17 protein-coding genes are annotated in these 16990 nt (G+C 61.7%); 3 read left to right on the top strand and 14 right to left on the bottom strand.

Annotation, left to right across the window (positions count from 1 at the left end; translation table 11 throughout):
* The 6 genes from QIW53_RS08995 to ppc form a co-directional block, all read right to left on the bottom strand.
* The gene (locus QIW53_RS08995) at nucleotides 1-822 is read right to left on the bottom strand and encodes an isocitrate lyase/PEP mutase family protein (RefSeq protein WP_371049278.1); all 822 of its coding nucleotides are present in this window, start codon (nucleotides 820-822) and stop codon (nucleotides 1-3) included.
* Nucleotides 823-855: 33 nt separating this feature from the next.
* On the bottom strand, nucleotides 856-1716 hold the full coding sequence (locus QIW53_RS08990; protein WP_371049277.1) for a DUF72 domain-containing protein: 861 nt from the start codon (nucleotides 1714-1716) through the stop codon (nucleotides 856-858).
* Nucleotides 1716-2021, bottom strand: a complete 306-nt coding sequence (locus QIW53_RS08985; RefSeq protein ID WP_371049276.1) for a hypothetical protein — start codon at nucleotides 2019-2021, stop codon at nucleotides 1716-1718. The genes QIW53_RS08990 and QIW53_RS08985 overlap by 1 nt, the downstream gene beginning before the upstream one ends.
* Before the next feature lie 166 nt (nucleotides 2022-2187).
* On the bottom strand, nucleotides 2188-2862 hold the full coding sequence (tsaB, locus tag QIW53_RS08980) for a tRNA (adenosine(37)-N6)-threonylcarbamoyltransferase complex dimerization subunit type 1 TsaB (RefSeq protein ID WP_371049274.1): 675 nt from the start codon (nucleotides 2860-2862) through the stop codon (nucleotides 2188-2190).
* Between the two features lie 96 nt (nucleotides 2863-2958).
* Complete coding sequence (gene adk, locus QIW53_RS08975; protein WP_192302550.1) at nucleotides 2959-3606, bottom strand: adenylate kinase; 648 nt, start codon at nucleotides 3604-3606, stop codon at nucleotides 2959-2961.
* A gap of 288 nt (nucleotides 3607-3894) precedes the next feature.
* Nucleotides 3895-6525, bottom strand: coding sequence for a phosphoenolpyruvate carboxylase (gene ppc, locus QIW53_RS08970; protein WP_371049273.1), 2631 nt, complete (start codon nucleotides 6523-6525; stop codon nucleotides 3895-3897).
* 227 nt (nucleotides 6526-6752) lie between these two features.
* Here ppc and QIW53_RS08965 point away from each other — a divergent pair, with 227 nt between their 5' ends.
* The 3 genes from QIW53_RS08965 to QIW53_RS08955 all read left to right on the top strand — a co-directional run bounded on the left by QIW53_RS08965 (nucleotide 6753) and on the right by QIW53_RS08955 (nucleotide 8724).
* Nucleotides 6753-7097, top strand: a complete 345-nt coding sequence (locus QIW53_RS08965; RefSeq protein WP_192302552.1) for a pilin assembly protein — start codon at nucleotides 6753-6755, stop codon at nucleotides 7095-7097.
* A 376-nt stretch (nucleotides 7098-7473) separates the two neighbouring features.
* Nucleotides 7474-7887, top strand: a complete 414-nt coding sequence (locus QIW53_RS08960; protein WP_371049272.1) for a DUF4398 domain-containing protein — start codon at nucleotides 7474-7476, stop codon at nucleotides 7885-7887.
* Between the two features lie 45 nt (nucleotides 7888-7932).
* Nucleotides 7933-8724, top strand: a complete 792-nt coding sequence (locus QIW53_RS08955) for an OmpA family protein (protein WP_371049270.1) — start codon at nucleotides 7933-7935, stop codon at nucleotides 8722-8724.
* A 140-nt stretch (nucleotides 8725-8864) separates the two neighbouring features.
* Here QIW53_RS08955 and QIW53_RS08950 read toward each other — a convergent pair whose 3' ends face one another.
* The 8 genes from QIW53_RS08950 to QIW53_RS08915 all read right to left on the bottom strand — a co-directional run bounded on the left by QIW53_RS08950 (nucleotide 8865) and on the right by QIW53_RS08915 (nucleotide 16976).
* Complete coding sequence (locus QIW53_RS08950) at nucleotides 8865-9194, bottom strand: hypothetical protein (RefSeq protein ID WP_368557277.1); 330 nt, start codon at nucleotides 9192-9194, stop codon at nucleotides 8865-8867.
* Nucleotides 9191-10105 (bottom strand): alpha/beta hydrolase, encoded by a 915-nt coding sequence (locus QIW53_RS08945; RefSeq protein ID WP_371049268.1) that lies wholly within the window; start codon nucleotides 10103-10105, stop codon nucleotides 9191-9193. The genes QIW53_RS08950 and QIW53_RS08945 overlap by 4 nt, the downstream gene beginning before the upstream one ends.
* Before the next feature lie 139 nt (nucleotides 10106-10244).
* A complete protein-coding gene (locus QIW53_RS08940; protein WP_371049267.1) occupies nucleotides 10245-11522 on the bottom strand; it encodes a flavohemoglobin expression-modulating QEGLA motif protein in 1278 nt (425 codons plus the stop codon).
* A gap of 36 nt (nucleotides 11523-11558) precedes the next feature.
* Nucleotides 11559-12113, bottom strand: coding sequence for a hypothetical protein (locus QIW53_RS08935; RefSeq protein WP_192302558.1), 555 nt, complete (start codon nucleotides 12111-12113; stop codon nucleotides 11559-11561).
* Between the two features lie 143 nt (nucleotides 12114-12256).
* Nucleotides 12257-12973, bottom strand: coding sequence for a TetR/AcrR family transcriptional regulator (locus tag QIW53_RS08930; protein WP_371049265.1), 717 nt, complete (start codon nucleotides 12971-12973; stop codon nucleotides 12257-12259).
* Between the two features lie 101 nt (nucleotides 12974-13074).
* Nucleotides 13075-14577 carry a lysine--tRNA ligase gene (gene lysS / locus QIW53_RS08925; RefSeq protein ID WP_371049264.1) on the bottom strand — a complete coding sequence of 501 codons (1503 nt, stop codon included), beginning with the start codon at nucleotides 14575-14577 and terminating at the stop codon, nucleotides 13075-13077.
* Nucleotides 14578-14654: 77 nt separating this feature from the next.
* A protein-coding gene (prfB, locus tag QIW53_RS08920; protein ID WP_371049263.1) for a peptide chain release factor 2 occupies nucleotides 14655-15750 on the bottom strand; the annotation gives its coding sequence in 2 pieces (ribosomal slippage) (nucleotides 14655-15677 and nucleotides 15679-15750; 1095 coding nt in all).
* Between the two features lie 221 nt (nucleotides 15751-15971).
* A complete protein-coding gene (locus tag QIW53_RS08915) occupies nucleotides 15972-16976 on the bottom strand; it encodes a diguanylate cyclase domain-containing protein (protein WP_371049262.1) in 1005 nt (334 codons plus the stop codon).
* Nucleotides 16977-16990: the final 14 nt, after the last annotated feature.

Raw genomic sequence — 16990 nt, 5'->3', positions numbered from 1 at the left:
TCAGCCTTTGAACAATTGATTGGCCTGTGTATACGGCATGGACCGCGAAGTGAAGGTGAACGTGCCCGAGGTCTTGATCTCTTGCGCCGCACGATAGAACTCGCCCAGCGCCGCCAACGCCAGGGCCGAGCCGACACTGATGCGCTTGACGCCCATCTCGCTCAGTTGCTCGACCGTCAGTTTCAAGCCGCCGGACATCAGCACGTTGACCGGTTTGGGCGCTACGGCGCGCACCACCGCCAACACGTCTGCGGCATTGCGCAGCCCCGGCGCGTAGAGCACGTCGGCGCCCGCTTCGGCAAAGGCCTGCAAGCGGCGAAGGGTGTCATTCAGATCGGGATTGCCGTGCAGGAAGTTCTCGGCTCGCGCCGTCAGCATGAACGGGAATGGCAAGCTGCGGGCGGCGGCCACAGCGGCCTCGATCCGGGCCACCGCATGGTCGAAGCAGTAGATCGGCGAGTCTTCACGGCCTGTCGCATCTTCGATCGAGCCACCGACAGCCCCTGCGGCGGCGGCCCGCAGAATGCTTTGCGCGCATTCGGCCGGGTCGTCGGCAAAACCGTTTTCCAGATCGACCGCCACCGGCAGGTCGGTCGCGGCAACGATGGCCCGAACGTTTTCCAGGGTGTCCTCCAGGGTCAGTCCGCCATCGGGGCGCGCCCGGGAAAAAGCGTACCCGGCACTGGTGGTGGCCAGCGCTTCGAAACCCAGGCTGGCGAGCATTTTCGCCGAGCCGGCGTCCCACGGGTTGGGAATGACAAAAGCCCCGGGGCGTTCGTGCAGCGCTTTGAACGCCTGGGCTCGAAGGGTTTGCGCATCCATTGGCAGGCTCCTGAAAGGGGGAAAGAATCCGCCTCAGAGCAGGCCGAGTTGCTCGACGGCGGGCTCTCTGTATAGCTCAGGCAGCGGCGGCAGGCCAGGCAAACGCAGCATCAGCTGTGCATGAAAACGCTGTGCCAGCTTCGCCGCCAGCAGGTTGTCGGCGGTGTGCAGAAAGATGTAGGGCGTGCGGCCCTCTTCGATCCACAGGGCGATTTTTTCCACCCAGGGCAGCAGGAATGGATCGTTGGCTTCCAGTTGCGGATGGCCGATGAAGCGCACCTGAGGCCACTGGGTGAATGCCGCCGGACGGGGCGGGACCCTGGGCTTTTTCGATTGGGCATGCAGGACCGACGGCTCGCTCGAGGTGCAACTGAACAGCGCACGCGGATCGAGGCAGATGCGCTCCACGCCTCGGTCCAGCAACAAGCGGTTGAGGCTGCGCTCGGCCTCGCCCTTGGCGAAGAAGTCATCGTGCCGCACCTCGATGGCCAACGGCCGGTCCAGCGCATCGATAAAACCCGCCAGCTCATGCAAGCGCTGCGGCGTGAAGCTTTTCGACAACTGCAACCACAGCGGCGACACGCGCTGGCCCAAGGGTGCAAGCAGTTGCAGGAAGGTTTCGGTGGCGCTCAACTGCTCGCGCAGGTCACCGCCATGGCTGATCTCGCGGGGAAACTTGGCGGTGAAGCGGAAGTGCTCGGGCATGATCTCGGCCCAGCGCTGCACGGTGCCGGCAGACGGGCTCGCGTAGAAGGTCGTGTTGCCTTCCACGGCATTGAAGACACGGGAATAGAGGTCGAGAAAGTCGGAGGGTTTCGCGTCCTGCGGATAAAGGTCATCGCGCCAGGCGTTTTCACTCCAGGACGGGCAGCCGAGGAAGTAAGGCAGTTGCATCAGATGTACAGGTCGAGGCCCAACACATCCGCATCCCAATCAACGAAACCTGCCGTGCTGAGGTAGCTGGCCAGAGCCATTGCGACGCTTTTTTTCATGGCGCGGTGGTAGATCATGTCCTGCTGACGAGCCGGCAGATTGCTCAGGCGTTGCGCGGAAGCTTTGGCGGCACGGGCAGCCAGTTGCTCCTCGGACGGGATTTCCAGCTCACCGTCGATATCGACGAATTCATCCTCCACCACACGGCCTTTGCGAGGCTTGCGCTTGATGGGGTAGGACTGCGAGGAAAGGCCGTCTATGCGCATAATGTCATGCTCGGGATCAATGATGGCAGTCTAGTGGCACTTAGTGCACTTCGCAAACGGCCGAGTGATAACTAGAACACAGAAAAGCCAAAAGGTTTAAAAGTGGGGGCTATAAAGCGACGATTGGTTACATCTGAATGAAAGTCGTCGTCGGAGTGCTCTCAGCTCACCGCGCCTTGGGCGTCGCCACCTTGTCACGCAGATAAACCGGCTGCGCCTCGTCCGCGACGATCGCCTCGCCCCGCTCCCAGGCAAAACGAGCCAGGGCCAGCAGGTCTTCGGCGTGGGGCAGCATGCCCGCATCCTGGCCGCTGAGGTTGACGGCGATGCGCTCGGCGTAACCCCAACCGGTGCCGGCACCGAACCAGTCACCGCTGGCATCGGCCGGCAACGCCGCCACCTCCGGCGGCAACACGGCTTCATTGCCGACCAGTCGCATTTCCCCCGCCGTTTCGCGGTAGCAACCCCAATACACTTCATCCATCCGTGCATCGATGGCGGCGGCCACCTGGCTTGCGCCGTGCTCGCGATAGGCGCGCTGCGCCAGCACCGCCAGATTCGACACCGGCAACACCGGGCGATCCAGGGCAAACGCCAAGCCCTGTACCACGCCGATGGCGATGCGCACGCCGGTAAAGGCGCCCGGCCCACGCCCGAACGCAATGGCATCCACCGCTTGCAGCGTGGTCCCGGCGTCGGCGAGCAGTTGCTGGATCATCGGCAACAGTTTCTGCGCATGCAGGCGCGGGATCACCTCGTAATGGCTCGTCACTTTGCCGTCATGCAGCAAGGCAACGGAGCAAGCTTCGGTCGCGGTGTCCAGGGCCAGCAAGGTACTCATCGATGTGTCCGTAAAAATAGAGTCAGAAAAAAGTGCGCCAGTATAAACAACTACGGCCCGCAAGCGGGCCGTGGATGATGCAGCGGATCAGGCTTTTCAGCTAAGGGCTGCCAGCACCTTGGCGGTGATCGCTTCAACCGAACCGACACCTTCGATGTGGCTGTACTTCGGCTTGCCATTGGCAGCGGACAGTTTCTGGTAGAAGTCCACCAGCGGCTTGGTCTGCGAATGGTAGACCGACAGGCGGTGACGCACGGTTTCTTCAGTGTCGTCCTTGCGCTGCACCAGCTCTTCACCGGTGATGTCGTCCTTGCCGGCCACTTTCGGCGGGTTGTAGACGACGTGGTAAACGCGGCCGCTGGCCTCGTGTACGCGACGACCGGCAATACGCTGAACGATCTCTTCGTCTTCAACGGCGATTTCCACCACCGCATCCAGTTCCACACCGGCCGTGACCAGGGCTTCGGCCTGAGGAATGGTGCGCGGGAAACCGTCGAACAGGAAACCCTTGGCGCAGTCGGCCTGAGCGATGCGGTCCTTGACCAGTGCAATGATCAGGTCATCGGACACCAGGCCACCGGCATCCATGATGCTCTTGGCCTTGATGCCCAGCTCGGTGCCGGCCTTGACCGCAGCACGCAGCATGTCGCCGGTGGAGATTTGCGGAATGCCGAATTTCTCGGTGATGAACTTAGCCTGAGTACCTTTACCGGCCCCGGGAGCTCCCAGCAGAATGACGCGCATCGATGTGCTCCTCAATTTTTTATATGGATAACGTCGGATTCGCCTCGTGGGGCCAATCTCAAAAATAGGGTCGTGACCGCCCAAACGGCCAAAGGCTGATCAAGATACACAGCAGGCTGCGCCCACACAAGCCGCCAAAAGTCGGAGAAACCGCCGTCTCCTGCGTCCTTTTGGCGCGGTTCCCCAAGTCGCAACCCCATCATTAACTGTCGCCTGGCAGCACTTTTTGACGCGCCCGACAACGGCATCCAGTCTCTGCACCGGATGCCTGCCCCCACGGCAAAAACTTTAGCCGGTATTACGCAAACCGGCGGCAATCCCCGCCACAGACACCAGCAACGCCTGCTCCACCGGGCTGTCCTGCGCCACTTCCTGGCGTCGCGAACGGGCCAGCAACTCGGCCTGCAATAGATGAAGCGGGTCGAGGTAGGTGTTGCGCAACCGGATGAATTCCAAGGTGTCTGGGCTATGTGCCAGCAACTGCGACTGACCGGTCAATCCGAGCACCACGCTGCAGGCCTGCGACAATAGGTCGCGTAAGTGCGCACCCAAAGGGAGGAGATCCGGCTCGACCAGACGCTCGTCATAAGAGCGGGCAATGTCGGTATCGGCCTTGGCCAGCACCATCTCCAGCATGTCGATGCGCGTGCGGAAGAACGGCCATTGCTCACGCATCTGCCCCAGGAGTTCGCCTTCGCCGCGCTCCAGCGCCTTGCTGAGTGCTGCTTCCCAGCCCAGCCAGGCCGGCAGCATCAAGCGGGTCTGGGTCCAGCCGAAGATCCACGGGATCGCCCGCAGGCTTTCGATCCCCCCGGCGCGACGCTTGGCCGGACGACTGCCCAGCGGCAGGCGCCCCAACTCCTGCTCGGGGGTGGACTGGCGGAAATACTCGACGAACTGCGGGTTTTCCCGCACCACGGCGCGGTAGGCGCTGACACCGTCTGCCGCCAATTCGTCCATCAGATGCCGCCACGCTGGCTGCGGCGGCGGGGGTGGCAGCAAGGTCGCCTCGAGCACCGCCGCGAGGTAGAGGTTGAGGTTCTGTTCGGCGATGTCCGGCAGCCCGAATTTGAAACGAATCATTTCGCCCTGCTCGGTGGTACGGAAACGTCCGGCAACCGACCCGGGGGGCTGCGACAGAATCGCCGCGTGCGCCGGACCACCGCCACGGCCCACGGTGCCACCGCGACCGTGGAACAACAGCAACTCGACCTGCTGCTCGCGGCAGATGTCGACCAGGCGCTCCTGCGCCCGGTATTGCGCCCACGCCGCCGCAGTGGTGCCGGCGTCCTTGGCCGAGTCGGAGTAGCCGATCATCACTTCCTGCGGCCCCTGCAAACGCGCCCGGTAACCCGGCAGCAGCAACAGTTTTTCAATCACCGGGCCGGCGTTGTCCAGGTCAGCCAGGGTTTCGAACAATGGCACCACGCGCATCGGCCGCAGCACGCCGGCCTCTTTGAGCAGCAACTGCACGGCCAGCACGTCGGAGGCGGCCCCCGCCATGGAGATTACGTAGGAACCCAGCGAAGCACCCGGCGCCGCCGCGACTTCCCGGCAAGTGGCGAGCACTTCGGCGGTGTCGGCCGAGGGTTTAAAATGCGCCGGCAGCAACGGCCGACGGTTGCTCAGCTCGCGCATCAGGAAGGCGATGCGCTCCTCCTCGCTCCAGTCTTCATAGCGGCCGAGGCCCAGGTAATCGGTGATTTCGGTCATCGCCGCCGAGTGTCGGGACGAGTCCTGGCGCACATCCAGGCGCACCAGGAACAGCCCGAACGTCACCGCACGCCGCAGGCAATCGAGCAGCGGACCATCGGCAATCACGCCCATGCCGCATTCATGCAGCGACTGGTAGCAAAGCTCCAGCGGTTCGAGCAGGTCACGGTTGTTCTGCAACACATCGGCGGGTGCCGGGGTCGCGGCGGTCAGCGCGGCATGCGCCCAGTTGCGGGTGGCGCGCAGGCGTTCGCGCAGTTGCTTGAGCACCGCGCGATAAGGCTCGGCGCTGTCGCCGGCCTTGGCCCGCAGCGCGTCGCTGGCCTGCTGCATCGACAGTTCGGCGGCGAGCTGGTCGATGTCGCGCACGTACAGGTCAGCGGCCATCCAGCGTGCCAGCAGCAACACTTCACGGGTCACGGCGGCGGTCACGTTGGGGTTGCCGTCACGGTCGCCGCCCATCCACGAAGCAAAGCGAATCGGAGCGGCCTCCAGCGGCAGACGCAGGCCGGTGGCGTCCTGCAGGGCCTTGTCGGCCTTGCGCAGATAATTCGGGATGGCGTGCCACAACGAGTGCTCGATCACCGCGAAGCCCCATTTGGCTTCGTCCACCGGTGTCGGCCGGGTGCGGCGGATTTCTTCGGTGTGCCACGCTTCGGCGATCAGTCGCTGCAGCTTCGACTGAATCTGTTCACGCTCGGCGCTGGTCAGGTCGCGGTGATCCTGGGCCGCGAGTTGCGCGGCGATGGCGTCGTACTTCTGGATCAAGGTGCGGCGCGCGACTTCGGTCGGGTGCGCGGTGAGCACCAGCTCGATTTCCAGTCGTCCCAATTGTCGCGCCAGGGACTCCTTTGAGTGGCCTTCGGCGAGCAGCCGAGAGAGCAGCTCGGGCAGCACCCGCGCTTCGAAGGGGGCCGGCTGCGACTCTTCGCGACGATGAATAAGCTGATACTGCTCGGCGATATTGGCCAGGTTGAGAAACTGGTTGAATGCCCTCGCCACCGGCAGCAACTCGTCTTCGCTCAACTGGTTGAGGCTGGCGCTCAACTCCTCGTCCATGGAGCCGCGACGGTCGGCCTTGGCGCCCTTGCGGATCTGCTCGATCTTGTCGAGAAAACCATCCCCGTACTGCTCACGAATGGTGTTGCCCAACAGTTCACCCAACAGGTGAACGTCCTCGCGCAAGCGTGCATCGATATCGGTCATCAGCCGTTCTCCGGTGGAAAGTCCAGGGGGCCTGGAATGAGCTGTGTTGTGAACACTTCTTGTCAGCAAAGAGTGCCGCCGCCAGACACTTCTGACAAGCAGACGACGAAGGGACATCAAACCTTCAGCGCAGAAGCTAGTCTCAAGAGTAAGCCGTACAGCGGCTTACGCCGGTCACGACCGGACACTTACCGGCCTGCCACGAGCAGGCACGCAATGAGGTTTTTATGAAAATCCGCGAGCTTGCCCAGCATTGGGAAGAAACCGCCAAGGGCCACCTGACCGATACCGGTTACTCGATTCATCTGGACGTGGAATCCGCCGCACGCCTGGCGGCGATCATCGACATGTACCCCAAACGCCACCCCGAAGAATTGCTCGGCGAGCTGATCGGCGCCGCCCTCGAGGAGCTGGAAAAAAGCTTCCCGTACGTCAAGGGCTCGACCGTCGTCGCCACTGACGAAGAGGGCGACCCCTTGTACGAAGACGTCGGCCCGACTCCGCGTTTTCTCGCCCTGTCCCGTCGGCATCTGCATGATCTGTCCTCGGGTGAAGACAAGCAGAAGCATTGATTTTTCTGCATGACCTGTGGGAGCGGGCTTGCTCGCGAAAGCGATTTTCACAGTCAGCGCATTCGCTGAATGGAACACCGCTTTCGCGAGCAAGCTCGCTTCCACAGGGGTACCTGAAAGCCATCGCAATGCAGTTTCCTCGTGCCGACAGCTGGCGTGCAATACCCCGCCACACCGCCAAAGTTCCCGCGTTAGAGCCTTGTCCATCCGGTCAAAATTTTTTTCGGGCGAAAGGCCATCTTCTCTGAACTTTTAAAAAATGCCTTCGGTCGTAACCAGTAACCACGCCTGGGACGGCCCTTTGAAAATGCCTCGAAACTCGTAAGTGGCGGCTCCTTGCCCAGGATGGATTTCCAGTTGTTCAGGAGTTATTCCAATGGAGTTGAAGACCATGAAAACCCGCACCGCCAAGTCCTCGTTCAATCATCTGCGCAGCCTCAAGCTGGCCGCGCTGGCCATCGGCAGCAGCGTGATCCTGGCCGGTTGCGCCGGTAACCCGCCTACCGAGCAATACGCCGTGACCGAGTCGGCAGTGAACAATGCCGTCAGCGCAGGTGGCACCGAGTTCGCTGCGGTTGAGATGAAGGCGGCGCAGGACAAGCTCAAACAAGCCGAGATCGCCATGCATGACAAAAAATATGACCAGGCCCGCATGCTGGCCGAACAGGCCGAGTGGGACGCTCGTGTCGCCGAACGCAAGGCCCAGGCCGTCAAGGCCGAACAGGCGGTGAAGGACTCTCAGAAAGGGGTTCAGGAACTGCGTCAGGAAAGCCAGCGCACCGTGCAATAAGCGCCGCTGCGACGTATTTCTTACTCGACTTAAAAGGACGAAACCATGAAGCGCAATCAATTGATGATCCCTGCCCTGCTGGCTGCGAGCGTTGCACTGGCGGCCTGCTCCACGCCGCCTAACGCCAACCTTGAACAGGCCCGTACCAACTACAGCGGCCTGCAGGCCAACCCGCAGGCGAGCAAAGTCGCCGCGCTGGAAACCAAGGACGCCAGCGATTATCTCGACAAGGCCGACAAGGCCTATCTGGACCGCGAAGACGAAAGCAAGGTCGACCAGTTGGCCTACCTGACCAACCAGCGTGTCGAAGTGGCGAAACAGACCATCGCCCTGCGCACCGCTGAGGCCAATCTGAAAAACGCCGCCGCACAACGCGCCCAGGCCCGCCTGGATGCTCGCGATGCGCAGATCAAGCAGTTGCAGGACAGCCTGAACGCCAAGCAGACCGATCGCGGGACGCTGGTAACGTTCGGCGACGTGCTGTTCGCCACCGACCGGGCTGACCTGAAATCCAGCGGCCTTGTGAACATCAACAAGCTGGCGCAGTACCTTCAGGAAAACCCTGATCGCAAGGTGATCGTCGAAGGCTACACCGACAGCACCGGCACGGCGGCACACAACCAGTCGCTGTCCGAGCGTCGCGCCGGTTCCGTGCGCACGGCGCTGGTGAAGATGGGCGTTGATCCAACCCGTATCGTCGCCCAGGGCTACGGCAAGGAATACCCGGTAGCGGAGAACTCCACGGTGTCGGGCCGGGCAATGAATCGTCGGGTGGAAGTGACCATTTCCAACGACAACCAGCCGGTGATGCCGCGTTCGGCGGTGAGTGCGAACTAAGCTCTAATCGGTAACACAACACCCTGTGGGAGCGGGCTTGCTCGCGAATACGTAGTGTCAGTCAGCATTCATGTTTCTGACACATCGCCTTCGCGAGCAAGCCCGCTCCCACATTTTTTATCTGTGTTGGAAGAAGACTTTCAAGGTTCCAGTTTCTGCGGCGTTTCCTGGCCCATGCAGCGCACGGCCTGTTTCTTGTTGTTGACCAGTACGCCGGTCAAGCCTTTCTGTTCGGTGTCGAACATCACCAGCACGCCATCGATGCACTGCGCCACTTGCGCGGCCGGTTGCAGCGATATCTTGTAGTCTTCCCCCGGCACGGTCTTGAGCATCGTGAAATCGTTGAGCAGCAGCGCGTCCTCAGGCTTGGCGAAATGCAGGTAGCCGTACCACCACAGCGCCCCGACAGTGCCGAGGATGGTGCAGATACCGGTGATGATCAGCGGGATGGCGTTACGTTCTTCACTCATTGCGGGCTCTCTGGTGGTTCATCTTTTGAATTCGGGGGTGCTGGGTAGTTGGGGATTTCACCCAGGCGGCGCAGGCCGTTGAAATGCCGTGGGTCATCCAGGTAACGCAGCATGACGGTGCGCCACACCGGGTCGGCGAAGGTCTGTACGTGACCGCCTCGCGTCAGCTGCAGCACCCGTGGCGGCGGCGCAGCTTGATACAGTCGGATGCCGTTGGAAAGAGGCACGATCGGATCGTCGATGCTGTGGTAGATCAGTTTGGGCACGCCGTCGAGTAGGGCCATGGAGTTGATCGCGCTGTCGCCGTCGGGCACCAGCCACGACAAAGGCACCTGGAAGGCCCAGGTCAACCACGAATGACTCAGGGCAAACTGACCGACGCTGCGGTAGCTGGCAGGCACGCCGTCGAGGACAAACGCCTTGAGCTGTTTCTGCCGTTCCGGGTGCTGGACCAGGTAGTGCACTGCCATCGAGCCACCCAGGCTCTGACCGAGCAGGATCAATGGTTTGCCCTGAACCTCAGGCGCCTGGTCCAGCCACTTGAACGCGGCATCGATGTCCTGGTAGATCGCCGGCAGGCTCGGTTCGCCTTCCGACAAGCCATAACCGCGATAGTCGATCAGCAATACCTGATAGCCCTCCTCCGGCAACCACCAGCTGCCACCCAGGTGCATGGGTAGATTGCCGCCGTTGCCGTGCAGGTGCAGCACCGTGCCTTTGACCTCGACGCCTTTTTTTGCCGGCAGCCACCAGCCATGCAGCTTCAGGCCGTCGGCGGTGGTGAGCGTGACATCGCGGTATTCGAGATGGGCCTTTTCCGGGGTGAACAACTGGCCGGGCTCAGGGTAGAACAGCAGTGAGCTGCAACCGTTCAGGGTCAGGAGGAGGCAGATGATGCCGAGGATTCTCATCCGTTTGGAACCTCGCATTGGAACGATGGGATCCTGTGGGAGCGGGCTTGCCCGCGATGGCGGAGTGTCAGTGGACATTGCTGTAACTGACATACCGCCTTCGCGGGCAAGCCCGCTCCCACGGGGTGTGGTGTTTCACTCAAAGGATGTTGGAGTAATCCGCCTCGATCCGGTCCAGGCTCAGGTGGTTGAGGAAGTTGGAGAAGCACATCCAGGCCGACAGCGCGTTCATGTCGCGAAACTGTTCCGGCAAATACTTGGGCGGCACCACCAGGCCTTCATCGACCAACTGGCGCAAGGTGCGCATGTCCTCCAGGGTGGTCTTGCCGCAGAACAGCAGCGGCACCTGCTCGAGCTTGCCCTTGCGCACGGCCAACTGAATGTAGTTGTAAACCATGATGAAGCCCTTGAGGTAGGACAAGTCTTTGGTAAATGGCAGGCCGTTGGGCACCGAGCCACGGAACACCCGACTGGCGTTGCCGTAGCTTTCCGCCATTTCGAAGCCCTGCTCGCGGAAGAAATCGAAGATCTGCAGGAAGTCCGCGCCCTCCTCCACCATGTGAATCGCCCGGGTGCGATTGGTCAGCTTGCGTAGGCGACTGGGGTAGGAGGCGAAGGTGATGATTTCCATGAGGATCGCCAGACCTTCCTGGGTCACCGTCGACGAGGGCGGGCCCTTGGACAGGAAGGTGCAGATCGGCTGGTTCAAGCCGTTGAGGGTCGTCCCGACGTGCACCAACCCTTCGTGGACTTCCAGGGCGCGCACGTCACGTTCGTTGAACATCGCGTCGGTGCGGATCTTGATGTAGTCCGCACCCGCCGCCGCATCCGCGACAATCCCGTCGGATTCGAATACCCGGATGGTTTCCTCGGCCTCGCCAAACACCTTGCTCAGGCGGGTTTGCAACAGATGCACGGCATCCTTGGCGGTGAGGATCTTCGGTTCGTCCTTGAGGTCGCCCCGGCCATCGATGTTGTTGAGGTAATCGGAAAGCATCAGGCCCAGGTCGGACAGGGTCGGGTCGCCGGCGTGAAACGCATCGGACGCCGCACCGTACAGCTCCTGGGAAATCAGGCCGAAATCCTCGGTGCCCCGGGCCTCGAGCATGCGCACGACCATGCGGTATTCCTTGCACATGCGCCGCATGATCTGGCCGACCGGGTTGAACTGGCCGAGCTGACGGGTGATGTCGCGCTCGATGTTCTGGAATTCCAGTTTCACCTTGCTGGAATCGAAGGACAGCGGCCGATTGAGGTAGTAATCGCGGTCCACCGCCGGCATTTCCTTGCCCTTGGCCTTCAGGAAACCCTTGCGAATGTTTTCGTCCCACTTCACCGCATCGAGGACGCGGATCGGCGTCTGTGCCAGGACTATGCGATCGGACAAAACACGGATCGTCTGCTGGTAATCGTCCACCCGAAACTCCTGTAGAAAAACCGTTGCGTGCTGGGTTTAATGGGTCTTGGCCTGACGCTGGTAGCGCACCGCCTCGACGAACACATCGCTGTTGGCCGGATCGTCGAGGTAGGCGAAGACCTGGTCCATGCCGGTATCGATCAGCACCCCGTCGCCATCGTCGGTCTGGAACCCTTCGCCGCTGAGGACCTTCTGCCCCATGGCCTGCTTGATCTGTTCGAGGTCGAGGTTGTACACCACCAGCTCATGCTTGTCGGTAATCTCGAACCCGGCAATGGTGAAATGCCCGCCGAACTGCGCCGGCACCTTCGCCGACAGGTACCAGCGGCTGCCGTGGCGCGAAACGGTGAAGGGATAGGCTTCGCGCTCCCTGGGCCGGGCCTTGAAGTAGCTGACGGCCTGGTAGCGATTGTCGCCCGTGCGCGTCAGTTCCAGGCTCATCGGCTCGCCCCAGGCATTGGTGCTGGTCCACTGGCCGAGCAAACCCTTGGGCGCGGGGTCGTTCGTGGGCAGCGGCTGCTTGAAAGTCACCAGGCAGCCACTGAGCAGCAGGAACGACAAGGCAATCACGACCACACGCCAGGCTTTCATCCAATACTCCCTATAAAACCCTTTTCGCCCAAGCGAACATCGAGCACCTGTGGGAGGGAGCCTGCTCGCGATGAGTGTCAGGCAACGATAGTCGAACATGAGAACGCTATCGCGAGCAGGCTCGCTCCCACATGGATCCGGGATTAAACCGAAGCCAGCACCAAATGCATATAACGTGTAAGTATGCCGAGCATCTCGGTTTCGGCCTCAGGCCCGGCGTCGTTGAGCAGGCCCTGATATTCCATCCGTCCGATAATCGCCGTCAACACTTTGGCATCCTGCAGGGGCTCACGGGAGCCCAGCACCTGGAACAACTGACACGAACCCTGCAGGAGAATCTGCTGGTGCGAGCGCACCAGCTCGGCGAGGCGCGGGTTCAGCAGCGCCTCCTGGCGGAACGCCTGCTCGGCCATCAGGTGCTCGCGACGGTTGATCAACTGACGGTGAACATAGTCGGCCATCAACCGCGCGATATCGTCCGCCAGTTGCGAACGTGATTCAGGGCTGCCGTCGCCACCGACCACCATCTCGCGCAACAGACCTTCGTTGTTCACCCACAACTTGGCCATGAACGCCGCGCTGCGCTCCACGTACTGGGCGAACGTGTCGGTGAGCAGGTCGTCGATGTCCTTGAAATAGTAGGTGGTGGCCGACAGCGGCACACCGGCCTCGGCAGCGACCGCACGGTGGCGCACGGCCCGTACGCCCTCGCGCACGACAATGCGCATGGCCGCATCGAGAATCTCCTGCCGACGCTGCTCGCTGCCCTGGCGACTGGCCTTGCGCCCCTGGTACTGAACACTTTCAGCGACGGCAGTGGCGATATCCGCTGCACCTTCTTGAGCCCTTGCGCCATTCACAACCGGAATTCCTCTCTACTTCAAAAGTAACCAATTGATACGTTTGTACCAGACAGGCAATAAAAAGCCGCCCATTTCAGGCGGCTTTTTAGTTGAAACATTTACGCTTGCGGCCGCATGTGCGGGAACAGGATGACGTCGCGGATCGACGGGGAGTTGGTCAGCAGCATCACCAGACGGTCGATGCCGATGCCTTCGCCGGCCGTTGGCGGCATGCCGTACTCCAGCGCGCGAACGAAGTCGGCGTCGTAGTGCATGGCTTCGTCGTCGCCGGCGTCCTTGTCCGCCACCTGCGCCATGAAACGTTCGGCCTGGTCTTCCGCGTCGTTCAACTCGGAGTAGGCGTTGGCGATTTCACGGCCACCGATGAACAGCTCGAAACGGTCGGTGACGTTCGGGTTGTCGTCGTTGCGACGGGCCAGCGGCGACACTTCGAACGGGTACTGGGTAATGAAGTGCGGCTGCTCCAGCTTGTGCTCGACCAGCTCTTCGAAAATCATCACCTGCAGCTTGCCCAGGCCTTCGAAGCCCAGCACCTTGGCACCGGCTTTCTTGGCGATGGCACGGGCCTTGTCGATGTCGTTGAGGTCGTCAGCGGTCAGCTCGGGGTTGTACTTGAGGATCGAGTCGAACACCGACAGACGCGCAAACGGCTCGCCGAAGTGGAAGACCTTGTCGCCGTACGGCACGTCGGTCGTCCCGAGCACCAGCTGCGCCAGCTCGCGGAACAGTTCTTCCGTCAGGTCCATGTTGTCTTCGTAGTCGGCGTACGCCTGGTAGAACTCCAACATGGTGAATTCAGGGTTGTGACGCGTCGAAACGCCTTCGTTGCGGAAGTTGCGGTTGATCTCGAAGACCTTTTCAAAACCACCGACCACCAGGCGCTTGAGGTACAGCTCCGGGGCGATACGCAGGAACATTTCCATGTCCAGCGCGTTGTGGTGGGTTTCGAACGGCTTGGCCGCGGCACCGCCGGGAATGGTCTGCAGCATCGGCGTCTCGACTTCGAGGAAGTCGCGTTTCATCAGGAAGCTGCGGATGTGCGCGATCACTTGCGAGCGCACGCGGAAGGTCTGGCGCACGTCTTCGTTGACGATCAGGTCAACGTAACGCTGGCGATAGCGCTGCTCGGTGTCCGACAGGCCGTGGTGCTTGTCCGGCAGCGGGCGCAGGGATTTGGTCAGCAGACGCACGCTGGTCATTTCGACGTACAGGTCGCCCTTGCCGGAACGCGCCAGAGTGCCTTCGGCAGCAATGATGTCGCCCAGGTCCCAGGTCTTCACCGCCGCCAGGGTTTCTTCAGACAGGGTCTTGCGGTTGACGTAGACCTGGATGCGACCGGACATGTCCTGGATGACCATGAACGAGCCACGGTTGAGCATGATGCGACCGGCAACCTTGACCGGAATTGCAGCCTCTGCCAGCTCTTCCTTGGTCTTGTCCGCGTACCGTTTCTGCAAGTCTTCGCAGTAGTTGTCACGGCGGAAGTCGTTCGGGAAGGCGTTGCCCTTGGCGCGCTCGGCAGCCAGCTTTTCCTTGCGCAGGGCGATCAGGGAGTTTTCTTCCTGTTGCAGGGCTTGCGGGTCGAGTTCTAGGTCGCTCATGTCTTCAAATATTCCATCAGGTTCGTTGCCCCCGGCCTGCGGCCGGGGATCGCCGGCAAGCCGGCTCCTACAATGTCTTACAGCCCGGACTTCAGGCTGGCTTCCAGGTATTCGTCGATGTCGCCGTCGAGCACCTTGTCGCAGTCGCTGCGTTCGATGTTAGTGCGCAGATCCTTGATCCGCGAGGCATCCAGTACATACGAACGGATCTGGTGACCCCAGCCGATGTCCGACTTGCTGTCTTCCAGGGCCTGGGAAGCCGCGTTGCGTTTCTGGATCTCCTGCTCGTACAACCGGGCCCGCAGCATTTTCATGGCGGTGTCCTTGTTGGCGTGCTGGGACCGTTCGTTCTGGCAACTGACCACGGTGTTGGTCGGTACGTGAGTGATACGTACGGCCGAGTCAGTGGTGTTGACGTGCTGACCACCGGCACCGGACGAACGATAGGTATCGATGCGCAAGTCCGACGGGTTGATCTCGATTTCGACCTTGTCGTCGATTTCCGGGGAGACGAACACCGCAGAGAACGAGGTGTGGCGACGGTTGCCGGAGTCGAACGGGCTCTTGCGCACCAGACGGTGCACGCCGATCTCGGTGCGCAACCAACCAAAGGCGTACTCGCCTTTGATGTGCACGGTCGCACCTTTGATACCGGCGACTTCACCGGCCGACAGCTCCATGATGGTCGCGTCGAAGCCGCGCTTGTCCGCCCAGCGCAGGTACATGCGCAGCAGGATGTTGGCCCAGTCCTGGGCTTCGGTGCCCCCGGAGCCGGCCTGGATGTCCAGGTAAGCGTTGTTCGGGTCCATCTCGCCGCTGAACATGCGACGGAATTCCAGCTTGGCGAGGTTTTCTTCCAGGCGGGCCAGCTCGGCGACCACGTCGCTCACGGCACCTTCGTCGTTCTCTTCGACGGCCATGTCCAGCAGGTCCCGGCAATCGGCCAGGCCACCGGACAATTCGTCCAGGGTGTCGACGATCTGCGCCAGCGCAGAGCGTTCGCGGCCCAGCTCCTGGGCGTATTCAGGCTTGTTCCAGACACTCGGATCTTCAAGCTCGCGATTGACCTCGGTCAGACGCTCATGCTTTTGATCGTAGTCAAAGATACCCCCGAATGGTTTCGGAGCGCTCGGACAAGTCCTTGATAGTGTTCAGGATCGGATTGATTTCCATGGCGGGCAGCACTCGTAGGCGAACTTTTGAAAGCCGGCGAGTATAACGTAATCAGACTGTCACGGCAGCCCGCCTGGCTGAAAAGCCATGCCGATACTGAATCGCAGCCGGCAGGAGCGAGCTTGCTCCCGAGAGTCGACAGCGCACCACGGGGCGTCCAGTTACCGACGTCATCGCCGACGACCTTCGCTCCTGCGGGCAGGCGGCAGGAGCCGCCGGGGTCAGGCGATCCCCACCTGGTTACGCCCGTTGTTCTTCGCCAGGTACAGCCCCTTGTCCGCCGCCAGGATCAGCTGCCGGCAATCGCTGCCCGGTTGCGGGGTGATGGTCGACAGGCCGACGCTGATGGTCAGGCTCGAGCCTTCGGCCGGTGCAATGTGCGGGATCTTCAGCGCGGCGACGGTCTGGCGCAGTTTTTCCGCCACCAGGCGGGCACCGCCCTGCGAGGTGTTGGGCAGCACCAGTGCAAACTCTTCGCCGCCATAACGGGCCGGCAGGTCCGAAGGTCGGGCGCTGGCGTCACGGATGGCCGTGGCGACCTTGCGCAGGGCTTCGTCGCCCTCCAGGTGACCGAAGCTGTCGTTGTAGGACTTGAAGTAATCCACATCGATCATCAGCAGCGACAACTGGCTCTGGTCACGCAGTGAACGGCGCCACTCCAGCTCCAGGTATTCATCGAAGTGACGGCGGTTCGACAGGCCGGTCAGGCCGTCCGAGTTCATCAGGCGTTGCAGCACCAGGTTGGTGTCGAGCAATTGCTGCTGACTGACCCGCAGCGCCCGGTAGGCGGCGTCCCGCTGCAACAGGGTCAGGTAGGAACGCGAGTGATAACGTATGCGTGCCACCAGCTCGATGTTGTCCGGCAGCTTGACCAGGTAATCGTTGGCCCCCGCCGCGAACGCCGCGCTCTTGATCAGCGGGTCTTCCTTGGTCGACAGGACAATGATCGGGATGTCCCGGGTGGCCGGGTGGTTGCGATATTCGCGCACCAGGCTCAGGCCATCGAGACCGGGCATGACCAGGTCCTGGAGTATCACGGTCGGCTTGATGCGCACCGCTTGGGCAATGGCCTGGTGCGGGTCGGCGCAAAAGTGGAAATCGATGTTCTCTTCGCTCGCCAAGCCGCGGCGCACGGCTTCGCCGATCATGGCCTGATCGTCCACCAGCAGGACCATCGCGCCCTTTTCCTCGTCGGTCTTGAAGTCGTCGAGCTGTAGGTCATTCATGTGCGGTCACCTGA

Source organism: Pseudomonas fluorescens (assembly GCF_041354075.1).
GTDB classification, from domain to species: domain Bacteria; phylum Pseudomonadota; class Gammaproteobacteria; order Pseudomonadales; family Pseudomonadaceae; genus Aquipseudomonas; species Aquipseudomonas fluorescens_CE.
Note: the sequence above shows the minus strand (reverse complement) of the source record. Positions and strands in the feature narration are given on the sequence as shown.